The sequence below is a fragment of the Halorhabdus salina genome, from assembly GCF_013839425.1.
Taxonomy (GTDB): domain Archaea; phylum Halobacteriota; class Halobacteria; order Halobacteriales; family Haloarculaceae; genus Halorhabdus; species Halorhabdus salina.
The window spans coordinates 26,954-51,348 of the sequence record NZ_JACDNP010000011.1 but is presented as its reverse complement, the minus strand read 5'-3'; the positions used below and the strand labels follow the sequence as shown (position 1 = coordinate 51,348).

Genomic DNA, 24,395 nt, shown 5'->3' with positions numbered 1-24,395 from the left:
GGCGGGAGGCTTGACGAGATACCCGGTCGTTTACGTGGCCCAGTCTAGTAGTGCGTACATGCCTACTGACGTCGAGCGCTGGAAGGACGAAGTCTACGGGAACGAAATACGCGACCACCTCATGGAGTTCGCCGAGGAGGGATGGGACTCGATCCCCGAGGACGAAGAAGACGCCTGGTTCGAGCGCTTCAAGTGGTGGGGGCTGTACCACCAGCGGGCCGGCCAGGAGAGCTACTTCATGATGCGGATCGGGACGCCAAACGGCGTCATCGAGCCCGGACAGCTGCGGGTCGTCGGCGAAATCGCCAAGGAGTACGCGACTGGCCCCGTCGAGAACCCCGAATTCGGCGAGGCCTACTGTGACTGGACGACTCGCCAGTCGATCCAACTCCACTGGATCAAGCTGGAAGACGTTCCCGAGATCTTCGAGAAACTCGAGGACAATGGTCTCTCGACTCAGCAGGCCTGCGGGGACTCCTGGCGGAACATCGTCGGCTGTCCGGTCGCCGGCAAGGACAAGCAGGAACTCGTCGATGCCTGGCCGATCGCTCGTGACCTCCACGATACGTTCAAAGGTGACGAGGACCACACGAACCTCCCCCGAAAGTGGAAAGTCTCGGTCACGGGCTGTACGGAGGGCTGTGGCCAGGGCGATATCAACGACCTCGCGCTCGAACCCGCACGCAAGGAAATCGATGGCGAGACGGTCACGGGCTTTAACGTCCGGGTCGGCGGTGGTCTCTCTCGGAAGGAACCCCGGCTTGCGCGGGACATCGATGTGTTCGTTCGCCCGGACAACGCCGACGAAGTGGCGGGCGGGCTCTCGGCGCTCTTCCGCGAACATGGCGACCGCGAGAACCGCTACAACGCCCGGATCAAGTTCCTCGTCGACGAGTGGGGCGTCGAGAAGATCCGCCGAGTTCTCCAGGAGGACTTCGTGGACTTCGACCTTCATACTGCGGGCGAGGATCTTCGCGATGAGTACACCTACAACACCGGGAGCCAGGACGGTCATAACGACCACGTCGGCGTTCACGAGCAGGCCGACGGCAACTACTACGTCGGCCTGAACGTTCTCGTCGGGCGGATGGGTGCCGAGGACACCCTCGAACTGGCCGACCTCGCCGCAGAGTACGGCAGTGGCGAGGTCCGGCTCACCCAGCGACAGAATATTATCGTCACTGATGTCCCCGAAGAGAACCTCGATGCGCTGCTGGACGAACCCCTGCTCGAAGACTATTCGCCGGACCCCTCGCCGTTCATGCGCGGTTCGATCGCCTGTACGGGCACGGAGTTCTGCTCGCTGTCGATCGTCGAGACCAAGAACCGCCAGGTCCGGTACGCCCGCTGGCTCAAAGACAACGTCGAGTTGCCTGCCGATCACGAGGAGTTCCACATCCACCTTTCGGGGTGTACGGCCTCGTGTGCTCAGCCACAGATCGCCGACGTCTCCCTCCGGGGCATGAAGACCCGCAAGGACGGCGACCCGGTTGAGGCGTTCGATATCGGGCTTGGTGGCGGCCTCGGCGAGGACCCACGCTTCGCCGACTGGATCGAGATGCGTGTGGCTGCTGACGAAGTCCCGGGTGCCATCGCCAATCTCATTGCTGACTTCGAGACCGAACGTGAGGCGGGCGAGACCTTCCGGGAATTCGTCGAGGCACGCGACGAGGACGAACTCGGCGAACTACTGGACCCGGAAGAAACCGACTACGAGGACCCGTACATGCACAACACGAAGAAGACGTGGTATCCCTACGCGGACGACGACAACATGGACGACTCGCCAGCGCCGACGGACGGGCAGGGCGAGCCGTTGCCCGCCGACGACTAACCGGGATCCGATTCTCACTGACATCATTGTCGAACTAGAAGATTTTTGATGGGGGCGGTCCAGGCTCGATCTATGCGATCGCGAGCCCTCCTCGCAGTCGCCCTGACAGTATTGGTCGCGTTGAGTGGGTGTTCGGCGTTGCCCGGCGGTGGTGGTGACAGCGGGCCGACCGGCGAAGTCGCCACGATCCAGGAACAGTCGATGGACGCCGTAGCGGACGTCTCGACCTACGAGTTCCAGATGGAAATGTCGGCCTCGGGTGACGGCCGGACGATCTCCGCGGAGGCCACCGGCGCGGTTGACGAGGACGCCAAGCGGATGCGGATGAATATGACGGTCAACGGCCAGGAGATCGTCCAGTACGTCGACGGGCCGACGATGTACCAGAAAACGAATATGCTCTGGCGGACCCAGGATATCTCCGAGCAGAACCTCTGGGACAGCGGGACTGTCCTAGAGAACCAGCGCGATCTTATGGACTCCTCGGACGTGACCCTGGAAGGAACGACGACGATCGATGGCACTGAAGTCTACGAGATCCGGATCGATCCCACCAAGAAAGCCGTCGAGGACCTGCTCAGCCAGCAGTCGGGGACCAGCCAACTTTCGGCTGGTGACATCGACGAGATGGAACTGACCCAGTACGTCCGAACGGAGGACTCCCTCCCGAAGCGATCCGAAGTAAGCCTGACGGCCTCCAGCGATGGCCAGACTGTCGACGTGGACGTGACGTACACGCTGGAGAACTACGGGACGGACGTCTCGATTACCATTCCCGAGGACGCAACGTCCAGTTGACGCCAAGGTTCGGTGCCCCGGCGACGTGGTTCCGGCCCGTTGTCTCGGACGTCACGCCTAAGGTCGATCGACCATCACTGTTTCCATGGCCGATCGTATCCTCACGGTGAATGCGTACACGACCTTCGACCTCCTGGACGCCCGCGTCGAGGGTCACGGGTTCGACGAACGCGCGCCCGCCGTCTTGAACGTCACGGCTGCTCGGACGGACCCGGAGCACGTCCAACTCCAACTCGAACTCGATAACACTGTACTCCAAGCCCTGCCTGCTCACGCCGAGACCGTCGAACTGTCGGCCGATCAGGCCCGAGAACTCGCCACCGAACTACACGACTACGCCCAGACGGTCGAGTCCTCGTGATACTCTCCCCCAATATATGGGGTTTCGAATCCCTGGATACATTCCATATCCGTGATTAAAAAAGACCGTGATGCATCTCGAATCTGGTGAGGGAACTGTCGTGATACATCCCGGATTCGTGTAGACGGCGTTTTCACGCGCTGGGAATCGCGCTGTCATTTACTATCGTTAGGAACAGTTCTCCCGATGTGAATCGCATCTTAAGCCCACTATATAGGGGGTCAAACCACTGATGACCGACGGATGGAATATCGTTGTCTGCGTCAAGCAGGTACCTGACGCCGACGAGGTCTCGATCGACCCCGAGACGGGGATCCTCAACCGGGCGGACGCCGAGGCCGTCATGAACTCGCCGGACTACAACGCTGTCGAGGCGGCACTCGAAGTCCGGGACGTGGTCGGTGGCACTGTCACCGCCGTGACGATGGGGCCGGCAAGCGCGGACGAGGTACTGCAGGTCGCTGTCGGTATGGGCGCCGACAACGCCGTGTTGCTGACTGACCGGGCCTTCGGTGGCAGCGACACCTGGCCGACAAGCCTCGCGCTGGCTCGAGCAGCCGAGGAACTCGACGCCGACGTCGTCTTTGGCGGCGAGGAAACGACGGACTCCTCGACCGGGCAGGTCCCGCCGGGCATCGCCGCCCACAACGACTGGGCACAGCTCACCTACGTCGAGGGACTCGAACCGCGCCCCGAAGAGGACCGCCTCGTCGCGAAACGCGATGTCGAAGGTGGCTACGAGCGGGTTGCCGCCGACCTTCCGGTGGTCGTTGCCATGGAATTCGGCGAGAACGAGCCACGGACCGCCGGTCTCCACCGGAAGATCTACGCCGAGACGGACTTCGAGCCGGTCGAGTGGTCGGCCGCCGACATCGGCGTCGAAGACGAGGTCGGGCTGGCAGTCTCGCCGACCCAGGTCGGCGGAATGGCCACTGCAGAGCCAGTCCCGCGCGAACAGGAGATGGTCGAAGGCGTCGAGGAGCTCGCTGATCACATCGTGGAGGTGCTCTGAGATGGCCGCCGGTGCTGACGCCGACACGGCGGCCGATGTCGAGGCTCACTCAGACGTCTGGGTGTTCGTCGAACAACACGCTGGCGACGTCGCCGGCGTGACCTGGGAGTTGCTCGGCAAGGGCCGAGAGTTGGCCGATCAGAAAGACGAGGACTTGGTCGCGTTGGTCATGGGCGAGGCCGTCCGCGAGACGGACATCCCCGAGGAAGCGATCGCTCGCGGCGCGGATCGGGTGCTCGTCGCGGACGATCCGGCCTTCGAGCCCTACCGCGCCGATCCCTACGGTGAGCAGTTCCGCCACTTAGTCGAAGTCCGCAAGCCCGACATCGCGCTGATCGGCGGGACTCACACCGGTCGGGACTTCGCCGGTCGTGTCGCGGTACCGACCCACGCCGGGCTGACCGCCGACACGACGGAACTCGAGATCACCGACGAGCAATACGAGATGCGCCGGCCTGCCTTTGGCGGGGACGCCCTGGCGACGATCATCTGTCCGAATCACCGCCCGCAGATGTCGACCGTCAGGCCCGGCGTTTTCGACGCGCCCGAGCCGGACGAGAGCCAAGAGGGGGCTGTCGAAGACGTCGAGGTCGTCGTCGGCGAAGACGAGACGCTTACCGAGGTACTCGAACGCGAGGTCGGTGACGTCGCGGACATCACCGATGCCGAAATCGTCGTCGCCGGCGGCATGGGCCTAGAGGGCGACGTCGACCCGCTGTGGGACCTGGCAGATCTACTCGGCGGCGAGGTCGCGGCGACCCGCGAAGTCGTCGAAGAAGGCTGGATCGAACCCGCCCGTCAGGTCGGCCAGACCGGCAAGACCGTCCGGCCGAAACTCTACATCGCGGTCGGTATCTCCGGGGCGATCCAGCACGTCGAAGGGATGGACGACTCCGAGACGGTGATCGCGATCAACAACGATGCCAACGCGCCGATCTTCGAGAATGCAGACTACGGGATCGTTGCCGACTACGCCGACGTGCTGCCCGAACTCATCGAGATCCTGCGTGAGCGTCTCGACGCCCAGGAGGTGACAGCATGAGTACCGACGCCCAATCCGGCGAGGACGCCGGACCGGAGCCCGAAACCGCCGAGAGCGAGGGGCCGACGATGCCGACGCCCCAGACCGAGACGCCCAATTACGACGGCGAGTTCGACGCGATTATCGTCGGTGCGGGCCTGGCCGGCAGCGCCGCCGCGTTGACGCTCGCCCGCGAGGACAAGGATGTCATCATGCTGGAGCGGGGCAACTCCCCGGGGACGAAAAACGTCTTCGGCGGAATCATGTTCACGCCCCGGATTCGGGAGTTGACCGACTTCGATGACGCTCCCAAGGAGCGCTTCGTCGCCGAGAAGACCTTCTCGATGCTGAGTGAGGAGGGCGACGCCACCGAGATCTCGATGCAACCGGGCGCCTGGAAGGAGGAGCCACACAACGACTCCTGGATGGTCCTGCGCGGGAACTTCGACGAGTGGTTCGCCGAGCAGGCCGTCGAGGCCGGCGCGACGCTCATCACCGAGACGACCGTGACCGATCTCGTTCGCGAGGACGGCGCGATCGCCGGCGTCGAGACCGACCGCCCAGACGGACAGCTTCACGCGCCGACGGTCGTCCTCGCCGAAGGGGCAAACTCGCTGGTCAGCGAGGGCGCTGGACTGGCCGATCCCCAGCACCGCGAGGACGTCGCCGTCTCCGCCAAAGAGGTCCGCAAGTACGATCGGGAGACCATCGAGGATCGCTTCCACCTCACCGACGAGGAAGGAGCGGCGATCCACTACTTCGGCGACGGTGCAGTGGGCGATGCCGTCGGCGGCGGGTTCATCTACACGAACAAACGAACCCTCTCGATCGGCGTTGTCTACTCAATCGAGGACGCTGTCCACGACGAGCGCACGCCTGATGAAGTGCTCGACGAATTCAAGTCCCACCCCGCGGTCGCACCGCTCATCAAGGGTGGCCGGATGATCGAGTACTCCGCCCACGCGATCCCCGAGGGCGGCCCGGAAGCGATGCCCGACCTCGTCCACGACGGGGCCGTCATCACGGGCGATGCTGCGGGCCTCGTCCTCAACAACGGCCTGCACCTGGAAGGGACGAACATGGCCGTCGAGAGTGGCTTCCAGGCCGGCAAAGCCGTCGCCGATGCGCTGGCGGCCGGTCGAACGGACGCGAGAGCCCTCGCCGACTACGAGGACGCACTGGCCGACTCCTACGTCATGGACAACCTGAACCACTACGGGTGGTTCTTAGACACCGCGGCCGAGGACCGGGAGTTCCTCTTTGATGATCTGCCCAAAGCGTTGGCCGACGCCGAGACCGAATACTTCCGGATGGACGACGATTCGAAGACCCGCCACACGAAATCCGCTCGCAAGCGAGTCGTCTCCGCGATGGGCGGGTACCTGGGCGCGGCGAAGAAAGCCTGGAAATACCGAAAGCTGTTCCGCTAGACTCATGAGCGCACAACCATCAACCCCCGACGTCGAACAGCCCTCGATCGAAGACCGCCTGTACACGGTCAAGTACGAGGACCCCGGCGACTCCCACCTCGACGTGGAACTGCCCGGGATCTGCGAGGAGAAGTGTGTCACCTACGACTGCGTCTCTGTCTGTCCCGCCAACGTCTGGCGGGAAGAAGAGGACGAGGGCGTGCCGACCATCGCCTACGAGAACTGCCTGGAGTGTGGCAGTTGCCGGTGGGCCTGCTCGCACGGCAACGTCGTCTGGGAGTACCCCGAGAACGGGAGCGGCGTCTCCTATAAGTACGGGTAGGAAATCACAGGCATATATAGCGGGCTGGAATACGGAGACTGTTCTGAATTAGAAGACGTTGTGTCTCGGTTATAACGATATCTTCTCTGGGATGGATTTTCCTATGGCTAACTCGAATATATACACATGTGTGAGCTATCAGCTGGAGAGCTTGAAGCCCGGATGAGGAATGTAAATCACGATGACTTTCGAAAAATTGTCGGAGGGGTGTGGCAACGCCAAGGATGGAATACCTCAATAATTGCAAACGATATCCACGTAAAGTGTGTCAAATCAGGTCCGGACGGTGATACAGTGAAAGCGATCCAATGTCATCGCCATGCCATCGAAAATCCCGTAAACAAGACTCACGTAGAAGCGCATACTGAACTTGCAGCGAGAAGCGATATTGATAAAATAATCATCGTAACAACGAGTGAATTCACTGAGGGAGCGAGACGAAAAGCCCAATCATTGGGTATCCAATTGATGGACTCTACAGCGTTCGCTCGTACCATTAAAGAAAACGAAGCTGATGATTTCGTTATCGCTCTAACTGAGCCAACACTACGTGAGGTGAGTCTTGGAAGGGTGCTTCGTAGAGGACTTCGAAAAATACTACCTGGGAACTGACAAGTCTCTCGTACCGAAGCATTTTGTCACTCGCCGGCCTATCAGCAGTATGTCGCGAGCCAATTATGGTGACGCTGACGCCCCCAATCGGGAGATCCGACTCCTGAAAAATCCCGACGGTCAGTGGACAGCTCGCGACCTTGAGATTGGTGTTAGCGCGCAAAGCGAGACACGAGAGGGTGCCCTCGCGAACTTGGACGACGTCGTCACGGCCGTCGAAGATGACGGCGGACACGAGCCCACAGACGAGGAACTCCAGGAACTGGGCGTCGATCCTGAGACAGCCCGATCTCAGGATGACGAACTCCCAGACGTGTTGCGATAACGATGGTCACGCGGGACTTTTCTGGTGAAGAATATACAAGGTTCTGGTCAACGTCGGCGGGTTTCAGCACGTACGTACCACGGGAGACCATCTGATCTTGCGCTGGGTACCTCCGAAGAAGCAAAAATAGACGGACCCCGTATCGTGACCGTTCCGGATCACGTTTCAATCAGTATCGGAACGCTCCGTGACATCGCGACCGACGCCGGTGCCGAGGACTTCGAGGCGTTCTGTGCGTGGATCGACGAGCACCGCTGATCGACTCTCGAATGCACGGCACCGTCGTCTGGGAGTACCCCGAGAACGGGAGCGGCGTCTCCTACAAGTACGGATAATCTGTCCACCGAATTTTCACAACCGATAAGCCCCACCCTTGCGATCGAGCCCCATGGACGCCAAGGCAGTCGATTTTGTCCAGTACAACGTCACCGACCTCGAGACGGCCATTCCCTTTTATCGGGACACGCTCGGACTGGAGATGGAGGAGCATCTCGAGGAGTTCGGGTGGGCGGAGTTCGCGGCCCGACCGACGACGCTCGCGCTGAACGAACTCGATTCCGAAGCAGACAGCGAGCCAGGTCCCGGCGGGGCGGCGGTCGCCCTCGCCGTCGATGACGTCGAATCGGCAGTCGAAGAGATCAGTGAAGACGGGCAGGCGGTCTTCCAAGAACCGATCGATACCGGCGTCTGTGACATGGCGACGGTGGCCGATCCGGACGGCAACCCGATCGTGCTTCACCATCGCCAGGACGGCACGGCCGGTCGGCGCGACCCCTTCCAGTGAGTGAGCGACCGAGTCAACTACGATATTTATTTGTGTCAGTGACTATATCTGTGCCGCATGGCGACAGATACGGCCGGCGGAACGCTCGCCGCCTCGACCCAGCGGACGATCCTCGGAATCTTGCTGGCGATACTGTGGGCTGGGTTGGGGGCGACAGTGCCGTCAGTCCTCGGTGAGGGGCTTCTCGGGACGGTGGCGCTGATCGTGCTGACAGTGGTGCTTGGCGCGGCGATCGTTGCGCTGCTCATCGAGGGTATTCGGGAGGGTCAGAAGGAATAGCTTCATATGGGCAACGGGAGATGGGCGTCCTGAACGATGGGATTCTTCAGACGCATCTCGACCGGATTCGGACTGGCACGGCGTAGCGGCCGGGTCCTCCGAGCGCACCCGAAACTGCTCGCCTTCCCCCTGTTGGGTGGACTGGCCGGGCTGGCGTTCATGCTGACGTTGTTCGGCGGACTGTTCATGGTCGATCCCGAGCCAGGGCCGGTACTGTATGCGACCCTGTTCGTCGTCTATGTCGTCGAGACGTTCGTCGCGTCGTTTTTTACGGCAGCACTGGTCGCGGCGACGCGGCGCACCTTCCGGGGTGAAGCGCCGACAATACGGGAGTGCCTGGCAGTCGCCTGGTCGAAAAAGTGGCAACTCCTAGCCTGGGCGATCATCGCCGCCATTGTCGGCGTCATCATCCGGGCGATCGAGGAGTCAAGTGATCTCGCAGGGACGATCCTCGCCGCGGTGTTCAGTCTGGCGTGGGGCGTCATGACCTACTTCATCGTGCCGGTGATCGTCTTCGAGGAGACCTCGATCACGGGCATGTTCAAACAGAGCGGGCGGACGATTCGAAACACGTGGGGCGAGTCACTGGGGGCGTTGTCGGCGATCTCGATCGTCACATTCCTGCTCGTGCTCGGCGGCGTCGCCGTGGCGACCGTGACCTTCCTGGCGGTGCCCGGATCGGGGCTGGCCGTGATCCTCGCGACGGCAGCGGTCGGCGGCACGGCCATCCTGCTTGCGTTCTTGATCGGCCAGGCATTGACTGGGATCGCCAAGACCGCGCTATACGTCTATGCGACCGAGCAGGAAGCACCGGAGTTCTTCGAGGACATGGATTTCAGCCGGCTGGGGGTCGAGAGTCAGGGATCGGCCGGCATGGTTGGTGGCCGGATTTGAGTCGTCGCCCGGCCCCGGATGTCGCTGGCGTCGACACGACGGGTGCCGGGAATGCGTTCGACGCGTGGTTCGGAGTGGCACTCGCTGAGGGAATCGATCCCGTCGGAACTGCGACGTTCCTCGGTCGGACTGGTGGGCTTGCGTATACGGACTACGAGGGTGCCCCTGCATTCCAGGCCGAGATGCGATCGAATCGTTCGCTCTGACGCGGCGTGGGGTCCTTCAAGCGGCGGTGGGCCAAACAGTCATTTGTCCCCTGGCCAAGGTTTGGGGTATGTCTCTTCCAGACGAGCGAGCGGTTATCATCGACACGGACACGGCTGGCGACGACACGCAGGCCCTGTTGATGGGCCTGTTATCCGACCGAATCGACGTCACCGGCATTACGATCTGTGCTGGCAACGTCGCGTTCGACCACCAGGTCGAGAACGCCAAACGGACCCTCGAACTCGCGGGTGCCGAGGACGACGTGACTATCTACGAGGGCGCCCGCTCACCGCTCCAGAAGGACCACGAGTTCGCCGAGCACATCCACGGCGAAGGCGGCCTCGGCGGCGACCGTTTCCCCGACACTGGAATCGACTCGGGCGAACAATTCGCCGTCGATTACATCGTCGAGCAGGCGCGGGCGAACCCCGGCGAGATCACGCTTGCCTGTATTGCCCCGCTGACGAACGTCGCCCTCGCCTACAAGAAGGAACCGCACCTCGACGAGTTGCTCGACGAGGTCTGGGTCATGGGCGGGAACGTCAATTGCTTGGGCAATATCACCCCAGCCGCTGAGTACAACTTCTGGGCCGACCCAGACGCGACAAAAATCGTCTTGAACAACTTCGATGTAACGTTGTTCGACTGGGGGCTGACTGTCCGCGATACCGATTTCGGCCCCGAAACGCTCGAGCGGATCGAATCCGGTCCGGACACTTCCCTCGCAGCATTCTTCACCGACATCACGACGCAGGTACGAGAATTCAACCGCGAGGCGATGGGCCGAGACGTCGTCACGCAGCCTGATTCGGCACTGGTGGCGGCACTCGTCGAACCCGCTCTCATCGAGGAGACGGGGACGTACGCGGTCGACGTGGACGAACGCGAGGGACTGACCCGCGGATACACGTCGGTCGACGAATTGGGTGTGACGGAGACAGAACCACGAACCCGCGTCGTCGAGTCTCTCGACAGCGAGCGATTCGAGGCGATGTTCCTCGATATGCTGTTCGAGGAGCGACCAGATGCTGCCCTCGAATCGTAATCAAGCATCTCGGTTGCTACACAATTTACCCCAGTGCGACATCCAGATATAGCATCACGAAGATGCCGGCCATCGTGCCCAGCGTCGCGATGCGCTCGTTGCCCCGCGTGTGGGTCTCGGGGACGATCTCATCACTAATGACGAACAACATTGCGCCCGCCGCAAACCCCATCGCGTAGGGGGTAGCGGGGTGGCGACCGTGACGGCGACGGCGCCGATCACGGCCAGCGGGATCTCCACGACGCCCGCACGAATGCCGGCGACCGCCGCATAGAGCCGCCGATCGAGTCCGGCGTTGATCGCCGCGATGGAGACGGCAATCCCTCGGGAATGTTCTGAATCCCGATCGCCAGCATCAGGGCGAGCGCCCCGCCGACATCTCCCGAGCCAAAGCCGACCCCCACGGCCAGTCCCTGCGGCACGTTGTGGAGTGTGATCGCCAGGATGAACAGGACAACGGAGGCGATCCGGGGGTCGTCGATCGGCAGGGATTCCGACTGGCCGGCCGCGTCGGCGCGTTTACGTCCCGTCAGCAGGATGTGGGCGTGGGGAACCAGAGCGTCACCACGATCGAGCACGAGTGCGCCCAGCGCGATCCCAATCAGGACCGGCAGCGGCCCCAGGAGTCCGTCGGCGGCGACGCCCGGCACCAGGATTTCGGTTGCGTCGATCCCGGGAACGATCAGGCTGGTGAACGCCGCCGCCATCATCACGCCGGCAGCGAATCCCAGCGCGCCGTCCAGGGCGCGCTCGCTCGGATCGCGCCAGACGAGCACGAGCGACGCGCCAAGCAGGTTCATCAGGGCGATGACGATCCCACCGACCAGCGCCTGGACGATCGGGTTTGTTCCAACTAGATCGACGAACGCGTCGGTTACCATCGTCGGTCACCCTGGAACGGATGTGTCGTGGTAACGCTCGACAGGCCGTTATATATAAGTTGGCCGTCGAACTGCTGTCGTGATCGCAACGACATTCGGCGCGTTCGCGGGAATCGAGCCGGTCTCGGCGTCACTCGCCGTCGTGAACCGCCCGCAACGGCGTCACCCGCGGCCCGTCGTCGGTCGCTGTCACTCTGGCCTCGACACCGAACACCTCGGCGAGCATCGCCGCCGTGATCACTGCCTCTGGTGGGCCCCGATCGTAGATTCCGCCGTCATCCAACACGACAACGTGGTCAGCATACCGGGCCGCTTGCTCGATGTCGTGGAGGACGATCCCGACGGTCACGTCGCCGTCGTCCCGGAGTCGCTCGACGATCTCCATGACTTCGAGCTGATGGTGCATATCGAGGAACGTCGTCGGCTCGTCGAGTAGAAGGACGTCGGTGTCCTGGGCGAGGACCATGGCGATCCAGACCAGCTGTGCCTGGCCGCCGCTGAGATTTCCGACCTCGCGGTCCCGGAGGTGTTCGACCCCGGCAGTCTCGATCGCCTCGTCGATCGCTGCCCGATCGGCCGGCGAGAGCGACTCGAAAAAGCCGCGGTGGGGATACCGACCGTGGGCCACCAATTCCTCGACAGCGAGGCTGTTCGGCGCGACGTTCTCCTGGGAGAGCAACCCCAGCTTACGGGCGAGTTCCGTCGCCTCCAGCGCGTGGATGTCCTCGCCGTCGAGCAGGACGGTGCCCGCGTCGATATCGAGCTGGTCGGCCAGTCCGGCCAACAGCGTGCTCTTGCCGCTGCCGTTCGGGCCGACCAAGGCGGTCACTTCCCCCGGCGGGAGCCGGATCGTGGCACCGTCGATGACCGGTTCCGCACTGGTGGGATACCCTGCGACGATATCCTCGCCGACGAACTCGGCGGCCGCTCCGGCGGCTGGATCGGCCGGCTGGTCGTCTTCATCGATGGCCGCGCTAGGGATGTCGGCGTCTGTCCCTGGCGGCTGGAAGACCTGACTGCCGCCGTCTGTCTGTGGTGTGTTCTCGTCTGTCATATTTCACCCATGGATTCCTGTTTGCGCATCAGATAGAGGAAGTACGGCCCGCCGACGAGGCCGGTCACGATACCGACGGGGATCTGGACCGACAGGGCAAGTCTGGCACCCACGTCGGCGGCGACCATTAGCGCCGGGCCGACGAACAGGCAGCCGACGATCAGCTTCCGGTAGTCGCTGCCGACGATGTTCCGGACCATGTGCGGGACGATCAGCCCGACGAACCCGACGATGCCCGCGACGGCGATGCTCGCCGCGGCGGCGAGGACCGCAACCCCGGAGAGGGCAAAACGGACGCGTTCGACGCGCATGCCCAGCGAGCTCGCTGTCCGCTCACCCAGTAGGAGGACGTTCAACTGTCGGGCGGAGAGCACTGCGAGTGCCAGCGCGATCACCGACCAGGGCAGGACCATCCGGACCTGCTCCCAGTCGGTGCCGGTCAGCGAGCCGGTGATCCAGGCGATGGCTGACTGGACGACCCCGAGATCGTCGGCAAAGAAGAACATGGCGCGCTGGAGGCTGCCAAAGACCGTACTGACGATCACGCCCGCAAGCACCAACCGGACCGGCGAGGTGCCGTTCTTCCAGGCGATAGCGTAGACGATCACGAACGCGAGGACGCCGCCCACGGCGGCGAACACCGGCAACAGCATCGACGTGGAGACCTGCAACTCGGCGACGAGCAAGGGGACGACGATCGTCACGCCGGGGATGACCACGAGTGTGAACAAGATCGCGAGCCCGGCCCCCGAGGAGACCCCGAGGATGAATGGACTCGCGAGTTCGTTCCGGGTCACGGCCTGGAAGATCGCTCCCGAGACGGCGAGGTTCATCCCGACGAAGACGGCCACGATCACCCGCGGGATGCGCATGTCCCAGACGATCAAGCTCTGGTGTGACAGTTCGGGTAACTCCCCGCCGAGCAGGAACCCCTTCCAGGCCTGGACGCTGAAGAGGACGTTCGGGTCGGAGACGGCCGCCCACGCTTTCCCCCACGTCATCGCGAAGTCCCCGTAGCGGATCTGGACGAACCCGGCGACCAGCACCACGATGACGCTGGCGAGACAGAGGCTGACCAGCGAGCTATCGACCCGGGAGAGCCGGCCGAACCGCGAGGCGAGCCGGTCGCGCGTCGTCGGTTCGCCCGCCATGCTCAGGTGGACACCTCCACCGCGTCACGGTCGGCCGCGATCTCCGCGGCCCGTTCGAGTACCAGGTCCTCATCGAGACGGTCGAGCAATCGTCGCTGACCGCGTTGGGCTGTCGATTCGATCTCCTCGGCCGAGCGATACGCTGCGAGACGACGGTCGATCTCCCGTTCCCGGAGTTCGACGTACCGGCGTCGATCCACTGTGTGGTCGTCCGGCCACCGCTCGGCGATGGATGCCCGCCAGGTCTCGCGCTCGCCCCACTCCTCAGCACGTCCCTCCTCAGGGCGAACCCAGTCGTAGGAAGCCGCGAGGGCGGGCGGGTACCCCCGATCGCGGCGGGCGGCTTCGACGACCGCGATCCCGACGCGAGCGCCGCGGCCGGCGGCGACGATCGCCTGTCGATCCGCCGCCTTCGAGGGCGAGGCGACGTAGAGCCCCTCGACGGGCGTCGCCCCGTCACGGTCCGGATACGATCGGTCGAGTCTGCCCCGGCCGTCGTTCCCGTCGAGTGTCTCGAAAGCGTCGTCCTCGAGAGCGGGCCGGAGATATTCGCCGCCGTAGCGCGTCGCCGCAATGATCCGGGCGGCGGTGTGAGTGGTTCCGGTCGCCGTCTCGACGAGGAACCCAGGGCCGTCAGGACGGCGGTCAACGCGCTCGACGAGTTCCGGGGTGATTTCACAGCCGGCTTCCGCGGCGTGGTCCTCGAGGAGGGTCGACAGCGTTTCCACACCGATCCCGTCGGGGAACCCAGGGTAGTTCTCGACGACGGCGCACTGCCCGAGCGACGACCGTCCACGATCGAGGACGAGCGTGTCCAGGCCGTACCGGGCCGTGAACACGCCCGCCGAACAGCCGGCCGGGCCGCCACCGACGACGACCACGTCGTGCTCGGCGCCTTCCTCCGAATGCGATAGGTCGTGATCGGACATCGTTACGTGTCCCCGGTGATGGTGGCGGCGACCCGCTGGTGATCGAACAGCTGTTCGTCGGCCGAGAGATCGGGGTACGGGCCGGACTCGTAGCGCGGCCACGCGCCGAAGTGCTCGGGATAGAGTTGCTTTGCGCCCATCTCGAGCTGGAAGAGGTTCAGCAGGGGGCCCTGGTGTCTCCCGGCTTGAGCGTAGATCCGGTCGTTCTGGACCGCACTGACTGCGCTGGCGACGGGATCGTCGGCGAGCGTCTCTCGAATTGCGGGCATGTCGTGGGCGTCGACGATGCCACCGAGGATCACGAGGACGTCCGGATCGGCCGCAAGGAGCTCCTCGTAGTCGATCTGCGTGCCGCTGCCGACGCCGTCGTTCTCGGTGAAGGCGTCGACCGCGCCCAGCGGCCGGGAGTGGGCGGCGTGATACCCCGGGCCGTTCACGTCGTAGACCCACATCGTGTCGTCGCTCGTCGAGGGCAGGACCATCGTGACCGTCGGGCGCTCCGATTCCGGGGGCAGTCCCTCCCGGATCGTCGACACCAGCGCCTCGTGCTCACGTCGAAGGGCCTTGTAGCGCTCTTGTTCCTGGAGGACTGCGGCAACGTGACCGAAGGTCTCCCAGAGGGTGTAATACTCGTAGCTGTCGGCGTAGGATTCGGGCGGTGTGCCGTGTTCGGCGCTGAACTTGTTGCCGAACCACGGCGCGACGCCTTCCGCGACCTCCTCGATGTCCGCGTGCTCCCACTTGCCCATCGTGACCACGTGAGCGGGATCGGCAAGGTGGACGTCGCTGTCAAGATCGTAGACCGTCTCCTTGCTGGGGTTCCAGGAGTCGTAGCAGTCACTCCAGTCGACGGAGACACCCTCGAGTGGTGCCGTGATGGCGTCCATCAGCGAGTTCGTGTACTCGGCGGCGTAGACGGCGTTGACGTCCGCACCCCGGCCGAGGGCGAGTGCCATCTCGGCGTAGGGACTCATTATCGTGAAGATGTCCGCGGGCGTCTCCTCGAAGGTCACCTCACCCATTGGGGCCATCGAAACGGAATAGGACTCGGCTGTCCGCGCCTCGGTCGAGTCCGTCGTGGTTTCGGCCGTCGATTCGGGTTCGGTTAGGGTGTCCGTCTCGTCGTCGCTGCGGGTTGGTGTCCCCGTCTCATCCTCGCCGCTCAGACAGCCGGCCAGCAGGCCCCCACTGAGAAGTGCCGTTCCGCCCGCGAGCCATGCCCGCCTGGTCAGTCCAGCGTCTCCATCCGCTTCCGCCGGGAATTGGTCATCAGCCATCTCAGAACGCTCCGTTGACGACGTTGGCGACGCGTTCGCGGTCGAACAGTTCGCCGTCGGCGCCGTAGAGTGCCCGTGCGAGGCGCTCGGTCACGACCAGGTTCGTGATCGGCCCCTGATAGAGCGGGCCGGCCCGGTAGACGTCGCCGTTCTCGACGGCCGTCAACTGGCTCGCGACCGAGTGGTCCTCGAGGAACGCCACGACGGAGTTTCGGAACTCCGCGCCGGACTTGGCCTCCTGGCCGCGCAGCAGAATGACCTCGGGATCGACCGACAGCAGCGTCTCGAAGTCGATGGCCCCCCGGGAGCTGTGGAAGTCCTTGACGTCAGTGCTGGCGAGCGCGTCCCTGACGCCGAGATCCCGCAGGTGCTTGAAGCTCGTCCCGTCGTCGATCACGTAGGGGAAGAACTCCTCTGGTTCGTCGCCGCCGGCCCAGAGAACCGCCGCCGCGGGCCGGTCGCCGAGTCCGGGGACGACGGGTGCCAGCTCGGCCTGGAAGTCGTCGTGAATCCCGATGAACGCCTCGTAACGCTCGCGCTCGTCGAAGACGGCCGCGAGCTTCTCGAAGGCCTCCATGAGCGTGTAGTATCGGTAGTCGTCGTGCCAGGCGTAGCTGCGGGAGAAGATACTGTTGCCGAAAAAGGGGCCGACCTCGCGTTCGACCGCCGCGATGTCGTCGTCAGTCCAGCTGAATCGGTTCGTGATGAAGTTCGGATCGATCACGTGGACATCGGCGTCGATCGCGAAGAAGCGCTCCTTGCTCACGCCGTCCTGGGAGAGACGCTCGATCCCGGACTTGTCGACGGACACGCCCGGGATCTCGTTGTAGTACTGGGTGTGATATCGGTTCGGGAGCCAGACGCCCTTCGGGGGGTCCTGGCCGAGCGCGATCCCCATGTCCGCCCAGCTACCGTTGTTCGCGATCCAGGTCTCGGGGACGTCTTCGAAACTGACCTCGCCGACCGGGACGAGCGAGACGGAATCGGATTCAGGCGTCGATTCGGTGGTGGGTTCCGTGTCGGTTCCTGTCGGCGTCTCCGTCCGTGTTTGCGTTGCCGTGTCTGTCTGCGACCCGCCTTCCGTCGTGGTATCGGCGCTCGTGCCCAGACAACCGGCCAGTAAACCGCTTGCGACCGCCGCGCCGCTGTACTGCAACAATCGTCGTCGCGTCGGAGTGCGTGCGTCGTCGGATTTGGGCTCCATATGGATTAGGCTCGCCTAAATAAATAAGACCCTTTCGAAGTTTTGGCTTGCCTAAAACGGGTGAGCAATCAGTAGCGACTCCAACAGAGACGACCCGGAAAACCGATCCACAATGCAACTTTTGTCATGGATTGTCGGCTGCTGACGGGAGTCCGGTCGTGGAACTGCCAGCTGTAATGTCACATCCCTGGTGAGAACTATAATTTATAATAGTTGGATTTGTACGTTCAGTCGTACGCACCATGAAAGCGTTTGTTATGCGCGAGATCGGCGAAACGGCAATAGTCGAAAAAGAACGCCCGGAGCCGGGACCGATGGACGCGATCCTCGAACCCACCGAGGGGCTGATTTGCACCTCCGACTGCCATACAGTCCACGGCGCGATCGGTGAGCGCGAGGATCTGACGCTGGGTCACGAAATCGTCGGCGTCGTCGACGAAGTCGGCAGTGAGGTCGAACATTTCGAACCCGGTGATCGTGTCGCAGTCGGCGCGATCACGCCCGACTGGAATTCCCTGGCGGCCCAGGACGGTCATCCCTCCCAGTCCAATCAGGCCCTTGGCGGCTGGAAGTTCGCCAACGTCAAGGACGGTACCTTCGCGGAGTACGTCCACATCAACGACGCCGACGGGAACCTCGCGAAAATTCCCGAGGGCGTCACCGACCACGAAGCAGCCTATGTCGCGGACATGCTCTCGACCGGCTTCGCCGGTGCCGAACGCGGTGACATTCCGATGGGGGGGACCGTCGCCGTCTTCGCACAGGGCCCTGTCGGCCTGATGGCGACCAAGGGTGCCGAGTTGCAGGGTGCCGGACGGATCATCGCTGTCGAGACGGTTCCCGAACGGAAGGACCTCGCCCGCGAGTACGGCGCGACGGACGTCGTCGACTTCGGTGAAGTCGACCCCGCCGAGGAGATCATGGACCTGACGGACGGCGATGGCGTCGACGTGGCTATCGAGGCCCTGGGCGCCGATGAGACACTGCAGGACTGCATCAAAGTCACGAAGCCCGGCGGCACGGTCTCGAACGTCGGGTATCACGGTGAGGGCGAGTTCCGGAAGATCCCGCGCGCCGAGTGGGGCGTCGGGATGGCCGAGATCGACATCGTCACGGACCTCTGTCCGGGCGGCCGCCTGCGCATCCAGCGCCTGCTCCGCCTGCTCGATCAAGGGAAGGTCGACCCGACGAAGATGACCACCCACGAATTCGAGTTCGACGAGATCCAGACGGCCTTCGAGATGATGGAGACCAAAGACGATGGGATGATCAAGCCGCTGATCCACTTTTAACGTGGGTCAGCACGCAACTCACCGCAGAGGGTAATACATCGGGACGGTACTTCGCAATCGGCCAAGACGGAACACCTACCGAGTGTATCGTCGCTGAATGGCGTGTATCGTCGAATTTTTACGTCGGGTCACAAAGTGTGTGGCGCATGCCCTCCACCAGACGGCCGTACAGAACCGCTCTCGCAGTTGGATTGCTCGTCCTCGTCGCGCTGTCCGGTTGTGCGAGCTTGTCGGACACCGATTCATCGACGCCCACAACAGCACAACCTACCACCCCGACGCCGTCGGTGACACAGACGCCGACCCCATCACTATCGCCGACGGCACCGTCGGCCGTCGACTCCCCAACAGCGACACCGACGACGACTGCAACATCGACCGCGGCTGGACCCGATCAGCTCCCTCCGGGACTGACCGACACAGGCATTCGTAACGTCACACGGCTACTCCGTACACACCAGGCAAACGCGATCGAAACACCGGGTGTCGTGACTCATCAGACGAACACGACAATCCGCAACCTTTCCGTCGTTGCATCGGTGCGAGTGACGGCCGAAGCGAATCTCAAACGGGTTCTGTACGTCGCACAGAGCCAGCGTACGGCCGAAAATGAGGCACAGAACAGCACGACTGTCATTGCCGCCAATGAGACGGTTGTCAGACAGTCTACCGTCTCCGGTGGGAACGTCACGCTGGACAACAGCCGGAACCGAACCGACCTGTTCGACCGATCGCTCCGTGGGCTCTCGACAGCGACGAGTCCGCTCCGAGGGGCACTCCGGCGCGGGAACTTCAGTATCACCAGTGTTGACGACGGAGAGACCACCAGCTCCGTCACGCTTCGTGCTGACCGATACGCCGGTGGGAAACTGTTCGACGCTGGGAACGTTGTGGCATACAACGCAACCGTTCGAATCACGACTGATGGGCTGATTGTTTCTGCCACCGAGCGTATTGTCGCCCAACGAAACGACACTGAAAACCGGTATGACTTCAGTTACGAGTTCGAGCCACGGCCGGTTGCTCTTCCAGCGGTGCCACAGGTCCCTGCGAATGTCCGTGTCGAATCAGGTGACTCCGGGGCCGAGTGACGTCCGCTCGGGACGTGTGGAATGCACACATTCACTGAGAAGGGTGAGCAGGCGATTCTCCAGGAGGATAATTTATACATGAGACATTTCCGCACCGATCAGGCTGATGTCCGCCAGGAAAAGTCATTCACCGACTCATCCGATGAATTGACACCGACTCTACTGCTCGAACTCATCGTGAGTATCTGTCCAGATGACGATCCCGAGTCGTTGGTGGTGGCATACAGAGAACACTGCGAACAGGACTTTCCGACGACGTGGGGGTTCGATGCACTCGACCCGTGGCTCGGCACCGCCGAACTGGGTTTCGAAAAGCGGGAGCGAATCGGAGACGTGAGCCACTTCGACGGTCTGCCGACTGCGGTGTTCAGGCCAACGCCACGTTCGCGATCAGCGCAAGCGCCAACAGCGCCGAGACTCCGACTGTCACCAGGACGACTTTCGTTGCCGTGCTCATGTGCAACAGGCCGACCGGCGGCCGCATAAACGTTCCCCGCGTGGAGTCATTCGTCTCCTCACCCGACTGCCATCGGACTGGCGCACGATCGCTGTCACGATTCCGTCTTGAATCGGTCTCAACTCCTACGGGCCGGCTGCCATCCAGCTTCGGGACAGTCCACTCATTTGAGCCCATCCGGGACGTCATCGAACCCCAGCCATATGTCTGACGCCCGCACGACAGCCCCCCTTTCGAACCCCTCGATTTCAGATCGAACGTGAAGCGTTAGCATGTCAAAGTGCCGCAGTCAGCTTGGAAACGACCGCTGTACCGTCGGATACTGCCTAACTCCTCTTCGAACGGGGTCGCACGACCGGAATCCAGCGATCACCATCTCCAGGGGAAATCGCGTTCCACGCGTTCCACGGGATCCACTCGAAACGGGGGTCGGGCTGCTGGTTGGGTGCCAACAGGGAGCCTAGACAAGCGCTCCATCGCCGATCGAAACAGAAATCTATAGCGGGCGGGCGAGCCCAGGTCCACACGATGATCCACACTGACGAGTTGGACACGGACACAGTACTCGACGACGCACTCGCGTACGCGGAAGACGAAGCGATCGACGCCGTTTGCGTGGCTTCGACTGCCGGCGAGACGGGCGCAAAGGCAGCCGAGCGCTTCGGCGAGGACCTCGTTGTCGTCGGCCATGCCTATGGATACGACGAGGACAACGAGCAGGAACTGGGAGACGAACATATCGAGACGATCGAAGCTGCCGGTGGCGAGGTCTTCACCGGCCCGATGGTGTTCAGCAATCTGGGATCGGCTATCGCAAAGAAAGAGGGGTTCTCGGCGCACGAACTCGTCGCCGACGTGTTGCGGCTGTTCGGCCAGGGGACGAAAGTCGCCGTCGAGTGCCCCCTGATGGCCTGTGATGCGGGCCTGCTCGACGCTGGCGACCGGGTGCTCTCGATCGCGGGCACTGGCGAGGGCGCAGACACGATCCTCGTTGTCGAGGCGGCAAACAGTCGGAATTTCTTCGACTCGCGGATCCTCGAGGTCGTGGCCAAACCCGCCGATGCCGAGAATCTCGTCTGGTGGTAGTCCCGCCGATCGAGTGCCGGCGAGTCGATACCCTTTCGGTGATTCCTGACGAGGTCCACACATGGGCGAGATGGCGGAAGATCGGATCTACGCCGATCGACGCGGGAAAAGAGATGTTTACGTCGGGGCGGGACTCGGTGTGACGCTGGTTGCGATCTCCGACGACCGGGTCGGCCGGTTTCGATTGCTCCGGGGCGGTCGAGTACACTCGGTTGCCGCCGACGAGACGTGCGTTGTGATTGCAACTGACGAAGGGATCTATCGAGCTACTCACGGCGAGGAAACCTTCGAGGACCTTGGGTTCGGTCCGGCAGTCGCGGTGGGACTCGACGGCGAGCCAACCGCGACTGGTCCTGACGGCGACCCGATCGCGGCCGGCTCTGACGGGAACCTGGCGCGCTACGACGGCGAGGGCTGGCAGTCGATAGGCCAGGTCACGGACGTGTCCGCTATCGACGGTGAGTGGGTCGCAGCCCCAGACGGCGCGTATCGACTGACAGGATCGAGTGTCGAGCGAACTGGACTCACGAACGTCCGGGACGTTGCCGCCGGCGACGTTCCGCTGGCCGGGACCGACGACGGGCTCTACGCCTACGGAGACGGCAGCTGGACTCGCGAGCAGGAAGGAGCGTTCAGTGCCCTCGCTTCTGATGGACAGCGATCTCATGCTGTCGGCGAGACGGGTCTCTTCGAGCGTGGAGACGACGCGTGGCAACGCCGCTCGCTCCCGGTTGACGAACCAATCGTCGATGTGGGATACGCCCAGGGCCCGATCGCTGTCACCGATTTCGGGACGATTCTCGTCGATCCACCGGCCGCTAAAGACGGCGCGGAGGGCTGGCGATCACGATCGCTGGGTCTCACGGACGTCACTAGCCTAGCGGTCGCCGGATCGACGGCTTGAAAACCGAAAACGGGTTTACCGGCCGTCGCCACCGAACGCATATGATCCTCAGCGGGTCGGCTTCCCAGACGCTGGCGGCCAGGATCGCCGCGGCAACCGGCGAACCGCTCGGCGCTGCCGAGGTGAAGCATTTCCCCGATGGCGAATTGAACGTGCAGGTTACCGAATCGATCGACGGTCGGGCCATCGTCGTCATTTCGACGGTCTCGAACGACGCCCACATCGAGGCACTCCTCTTACAGGATGCCGCCCGCCAGGCCGGCGCTGAGGAAGTAATCACCGTTGTTCCCTACCCGGGCTATGCCCGCCAGAACCGAAAGTATCGACCGGGCGATATCGTCTCGCTGTCGACCGTCGCGCGGGCGCTCTCGCCAGGGACCGACCGGGTCATCACGGTCAACCCCCACGAGAAAAACGCCACGTCGATGTTCGAAGTGCCGGCGACGGCCGTCGATGCGTCCGGTCGGCTGGCCGAACCGCTGCCGTCCGGGCTGGTCGACCCGCTCTTTTTGGCCACTGACGAGCAGGCATACCCGCTGGCCGAGTCCGTCAGAGATGGCCACGGAACCGGCGTGGCCGACCATCTCGACCCGGCCGCCGGAACCGGAACGCCCGAAACCATTGCACCGACCGAAACGAGCGTCGACGGACGGGACGTCGTTCTCATCGATGACTTCGTCGCGACGGGTGCGACGATGGCAACCGCTGCGACGGCAGCCGACGACCGCGGTGCCGAACGCATCTATGCGACCTGTGTTCACCCGCTGCTTGCCAGTGGCGCCTGGAGCAAACTTCTCCGAGCCGGTGTCGACGAGATGTACGCCACGGACACCCTAGAACGGATCGTCAGCGACGTCAGCGTCGCCCCCGTGATCGCCGACGCACTGTAATGCGTTCGGGTACTGCCCGCTCACTCGATGTCGACGTGTTCGAGTCCGTCGACATCGCTCTGGAACGCTTCTTCTGAAATTTCGGACGATCGCTGAGCCGGGCGCTCCGATCGAGGGGCTGATGCCAACCGTTAATATCGGACGGCTGTGCCTTTCCCTATGCCCATCGTCAGTGTCTCGATGCCCGACAACCTGGTCGAGCGTCTCGATCAGTTCGCTGAGGAACACGGCTATAGCGGTCGCAGCGAAGTCATCCGGGACGCCAGTCGCGACTTGCTCGACGAATTCGACGACCAGTCTCTCGAGGGCCGACGACTGATGGCAACGGTGACGGTCCTGTTTGACTACCAGGCCGGCAGCGTCGAGTCCGATATGATGGAAATACGCCACGCATTCGACGACGTCGTCGAATCCAATTTCCACACCCACGTCGGCGACAACTTCTGTCTCGAATTGTTCGTCCTCGATGGGTCGCTCGAATCGATATCGACGGTCGTCGGCTCGATTCGGGCGACAACAAACATTCAGACGGTAGTTACTCCGTGCTGCCGATGGACGACGGCCAGGACCTCGTCGAGTGATAGCGCGGGAACTCGCCGTTGACGCCAGACACGTCCGCGCCCGAGCGTCCCCGGTCGGGGCGTTGCCGCCGTTCTCGGCGGTGACCAGCAGATCGTCGGTCACCCGGAGTACTTTCTCGAAGACGACCGTCTCCTCGGGGTGGACGTGTTTGAGCGTCTCGGCCGAGTAGACCACGTCGAAGGCTCCTGTTTCCAACTCGGGTAGGATATCCTCGATCGCGCCGATATGGAAGGTCCCCGGCTCAACGGTCCGGGGGAAGTACTCGGCCATCACGTCCAGTGCATCGTGGTTGAGGTCGACTCCGGTCAGGTTCTCATAGCTGGCCCGCCGGAGGGCTTCGAGATGCCGGCCCGAGCTACAGCCCAGTTCCAGAATCCGGGCGTCCTCAGTGGCGTCATACGACAGCGCGTCGACCAGTATTTCACTATCCTCGTTGGGTCCGATCCCGGCGCAGTACTCCGAAGAGAACACCCCTTCTGTTCGACCCATTGAGGGCGGTTCGTATCCGGGCTCCAGGCACCGTCGTTTTCCGTCCTGAAACGGGGTTGGTCAGGTGTGTCTACAATGCTAGCGACCCGCGACGATCGGGAGACTCTGTGAGTTCCGCAACCACGGTGCCAACCGTCAATAGTGGACGGCTTGGGGCCAGTTCGCCGAGGAGCACGGCGACAGC

Annotated in this window: 26 protein-coding genes and 3 pseudogenes; 21 read left to right on the top strand and 8 right to left on the bottom strand. The window is 63.1% G+C overall.

Annotated features, from left to right (window positions below; all coding sequences use genetic code 11):
- Positions 1-58 precede the first annotated feature (58 nt).
- The 14 genes from HZR20_RS12550 (at position 59) to HZR20_RS12480 (ending at position 10,924) form a co-directional block, all read left to right on the top strand.
- On the top strand, positions 59-1,834 hold the full coding sequence (locus HZR20_RS12550; protein ID WP_181687087.1) for a nitrite/sulfite reductase: 1,776 nt from the start codon (positions 59-61) through the stop codon (positions 1,832-1,834).
- Positions 1,835-1,906: 72 nt separating this feature from the next.
- The gene (locus HZR20_RS12545; protein WP_181687086.1) at positions 1,907-2,632 is read left to right on the top strand and encodes a hypothetical protein; all 726 of its coding nucleotides are present in this window, start codon (positions 1,907-1,909) and stop codon (positions 2,630-2,632) included.
- Between the two features lie 85 nt (positions 2,633-2,717).
- A complete protein-coding gene (locus tag HZR20_RS12540) occupies positions 2,718-2,993 on the top strand; it encodes a DUF6360 family protein (RefSeq protein WP_181687085.1) in 276 nt (91 codons plus the stop codon).
- Between the two features lie 232 nt (positions 2,994-3,225).
- Complete coding sequence (locus tag HZR20_RS12535; protein ID WP_181687084.1) at positions 3,226-4,005, top strand: electron transfer flavoprotein subunit beta/FixA family protein; 780 nt, start codon at positions 3,226-3,228, stop codon at positions 4,003-4,005.
- Between the two features lies 1 nt (position 4,006).
- On the top strand, positions 4,007-5,047 hold the full coding sequence (locus HZR20_RS12530) for an electron transfer flavoprotein subunit alpha/FixB family protein (RefSeq protein WP_181687083.1): 1,041 nt from the start codon (positions 4,007-4,009) through the stop codon (positions 5,045-5,047).
- A complete protein-coding gene (locus HZR20_RS12525; RefSeq protein WP_181687082.1) occupies positions 5,044-6,456 on the top strand; it encodes an FAD-dependent oxidoreductase in 1,413 nt (470 codons plus the stop codon). The genes HZR20_RS12530 and HZR20_RS12525 overlap by 4 nt, the downstream gene beginning before the upstream one ends.
- A gap of 4 nt (positions 6,457-6,460) precedes the next feature.
- Entirely contained in the window at positions 6,461-6,778 is a 318-nt protein-coding gene (locus HZR20_RS12520; protein WP_181687081.1) for a ferredoxin family protein, read from the top strand.
- Positions 6,779-6,904: 126 nt separating this feature from the next.
- Positions 6,905-7,390, top strand: a complete 486-nt coding sequence (locus HZR20_RS12515) for a restriction endonuclease (RefSeq protein ID WP_181687080.1) — start codon at positions 6,905-6,907, stop codon at positions 7,388-7,390.
- Positions 7,391-7,439: 49 nt separating this feature from the next.
- Positions 7,440-7,715, top strand: coding sequence for a type II toxin-antitoxin system HicB family antitoxin (locus HZR20_RS12510; protein ID WP_181687079.1), 276 nt, complete (start codon positions 7,440-7,442; stop codon positions 7,713-7,715).
- Between the two features lie 388 nt (positions 7,716-8,103).
- On the top strand, positions 8,104-8,499 hold the full coding sequence (locus HZR20_RS12500; RefSeq protein WP_181687078.1) for a VOC family protein: 396 nt from the start codon (positions 8,104-8,106) through the stop codon (positions 8,497-8,499).
- Between the two features lie 57 nt (positions 8,500-8,556).
- The gene (locus tag HZR20_RS12495) at positions 8,557-8,778 is read left to right on the top strand and encodes a hypothetical protein (RefSeq protein ID WP_181687077.1); all 222 of its coding nucleotides are present in this window, start codon (positions 8,557-8,559) and stop codon (positions 8,776-8,778) included.
- 36 nt (positions 8,779-8,814) lie between these two features.
- On the top strand, positions 8,815-9,672 hold the full coding sequence (locus HZR20_RS12490) for a DUF6159 family protein (protein ID WP_181687076.1): 858 nt from the start codon (positions 8,815-8,817) through the stop codon (positions 9,670-9,672).
- Complete coding sequence (locus tag HZR20_RS12485; protein ID WP_181687075.1) at positions 9,669-9,878, top strand: hypothetical protein; 210 nt, start codon at positions 9,669-9,671, stop codon at positions 9,876-9,878. Before HZR20_RS12490 ends, HZR20_RS12485 begins: the two co-directional genes overlap by 4 nt.
- A 68-nt stretch (positions 9,879-9,946) precedes the next feature.
- Complete coding sequence (locus tag HZR20_RS12480) at positions 9,947-10,924, top strand: nucleoside hydrolase (protein WP_181687074.1); 978 nt, start codon at positions 9,947-9,949, stop codon at positions 10,922-10,924.
- A gap of 25 nt (positions 10,925-10,949) precedes the next feature.
- On the opposite strand, the pseudogene HZR20_RS12475 reads toward HZR20_RS12480, so the two are convergent.
- The 6 genes and pseudogenes from HZR20_RS12475 to HZR20_RS12450 all read right to left on the bottom strand — a co-directional run bounded on the left by HZR20_RS12475 (position 10,950) and on the right by HZR20_RS12450 (position 17,420).
- A pseudogene (locus tag HZR20_RS12475) lies at positions 10,950-11,805 on the bottom strand (ZIP family metal transporter).
- Positions 11,806-11,935: 130 nt separating this feature from the next.
- Positions 11,936-12,859 carry an ABC transporter ATP-binding protein gene (locus HZR20_RS12470; RefSeq protein WP_181687073.1) on the bottom strand — a complete coding sequence of 308 codons (924 nt, stop codon included), beginning with the start codon at positions 12,857-12,859 and terminating at the stop codon, positions 11,936-11,938.
- Positions 12,856-14,010 (bottom strand): FecCD family ABC transporter permease, encoded by a 1,155-nt coding sequence (locus HZR20_RS12465; protein ID WP_181687072.1) that lies wholly within the window; start codon positions 14,008-14,010, stop codon positions 12,856-12,858. The genes HZR20_RS12470 and HZR20_RS12465 overlap by 4 nt, the downstream gene beginning before the upstream one ends.
- 2 nt (positions 14,011-14,012) lie before the next feature.
- Complete coding sequence (locus HZR20_RS12460; protein WP_181687071.1) at positions 14,013-14,939, bottom strand: FAD-dependent monooxygenase; 927 nt, start codon at positions 14,937-14,939, stop codon at positions 14,013-14,015.
- 2 nt (positions 14,940-14,941) lie between these two features.
- Positions 14,942-16,216, bottom strand: coding sequence for an ABC transporter substrate-binding protein (locus HZR20_RS12455; RefSeq protein WP_181687070.1), 1,275 nt, complete (start codon positions 16,214-16,216; stop codon positions 14,942-14,944).
- Between the two features lies 1 nt (position 16,217).
- On the bottom strand, positions 16,218-17,420 hold the full coding sequence (locus tag HZR20_RS12450; RefSeq protein WP_181687069.1) for an ABC transporter substrate-binding protein: 1,203 nt from the start codon (positions 17,418-17,420) through the stop codon (positions 16,218-16,220).
- A gap of 242 nt (positions 17,421-17,662) precedes the next feature.
- Here HZR20_RS12450 and HZR20_RS12445 point away from each other — a divergent pair, with 242 nt between their 5' ends.
- The 3 genes from HZR20_RS12445 to HZR20_RS12435 all read left to right on the top strand — a co-directional run bounded on the left by HZR20_RS12445 (position 17,663) and on the right by HZR20_RS12435 (position 19,803).
- Entirely contained in the window at positions 17,663-18,712 is a 1,050-nt protein-coding gene (locus HZR20_RS12445) for an NAD(P)-dependent alcohol dehydrogenase (protein WP_181687068.1), read from the top strand.
- A 217-nt stretch (positions 18,713-18,929) separates the two neighbouring features.
- Positions 18,930-19,145, top strand: coding sequence for a hypothetical protein (locus HZR20_RS12440; protein ID WP_181687067.1), 216 nt, complete (start codon positions 18,930-18,932; stop codon positions 19,143-19,145).
- 55 nt (positions 19,146-19,200) lie between these two features.
- Positions 19,201-19,803: a hypothetical protein gene (locus HZR20_RS12435; RefSeq protein WP_181687066.1), complete on the top strand. Its 603-nt coding sequence runs from the start codon at positions 19,201-19,203 to the stop codon at positions 19,801-19,803.
- A gap of 367 nt (positions 19,804-20,170) precedes the next feature.
- On the opposite strand, the gene HZR20_RS14890 is transcribed toward HZR20_RS12435, so the two are convergent.
- On the bottom strand, positions 20,171-20,260 hold the full coding sequence (locus HZR20_RS14890) for a hypothetical protein (protein WP_449272334.1): 90 nt from the start codon (positions 20,258-20,260) through the stop codon (positions 20,171-20,173).
- A gap of 528 nt (positions 20,261-20,788) precedes the next feature.
- On the opposite strand from HZR20_RS14890, the gene HZR20_RS12430 reads away from it, so the two are divergent.
- From HZR20_RS12430 to HZR20_RS14645, 4 genes and pseudogenes are all read left to right on the top strand, one after another.
- Positions 20,789-21,346 carry a pyruvate kinase alpha/beta domain-containing protein gene (locus HZR20_RS12430; protein WP_181687065.1) on the top strand — a complete coding sequence of 186 codons (558 nt, stop codon included), beginning with the start codon at positions 20,789-20,791 and terminating at the stop codon, positions 21,344-21,346.
- 61 nt (positions 21,347-21,407) lie between these two features.
- A complete protein-coding gene (locus tag HZR20_RS12425; RefSeq protein WP_181687064.1) occupies positions 21,408-22,250 on the top strand; it encodes an HVO_0234 family beta-propeller protein in 843 nt (280 codons plus the stop codon).
- Between the two features lie 41 nt (positions 22,251-22,291).
- Complete coding sequence (prs, locus tag HZR20_RS12420; RefSeq protein WP_181687063.1) at positions 22,292-23,140, top strand: ribose-phosphate diphosphokinase; 849 nt, start codon at positions 22,292-22,294, stop codon at positions 23,138-23,140.
- 159 nt (positions 23,141-23,299) lie between these two features.
- Positions 23,300-23,721: pseudogene (locus HZR20_RS14645) on the top strand (CopG family ribbon-helix-helix protein).
- Between the two features lie 124 nt (positions 23,722-23,845).
- Here HZR20_RS14645 and HZR20_RS14640 read toward each other — a convergent pair.
- Positions 23,846-24,211 (bottom strand): annotated as a pseudogene (locus HZR20_RS14640) (class I SAM-dependent methyltransferase); the annotation flags it as partial.
- Positions 24,212-24,395 lie beyond the last annotated feature (184 nt).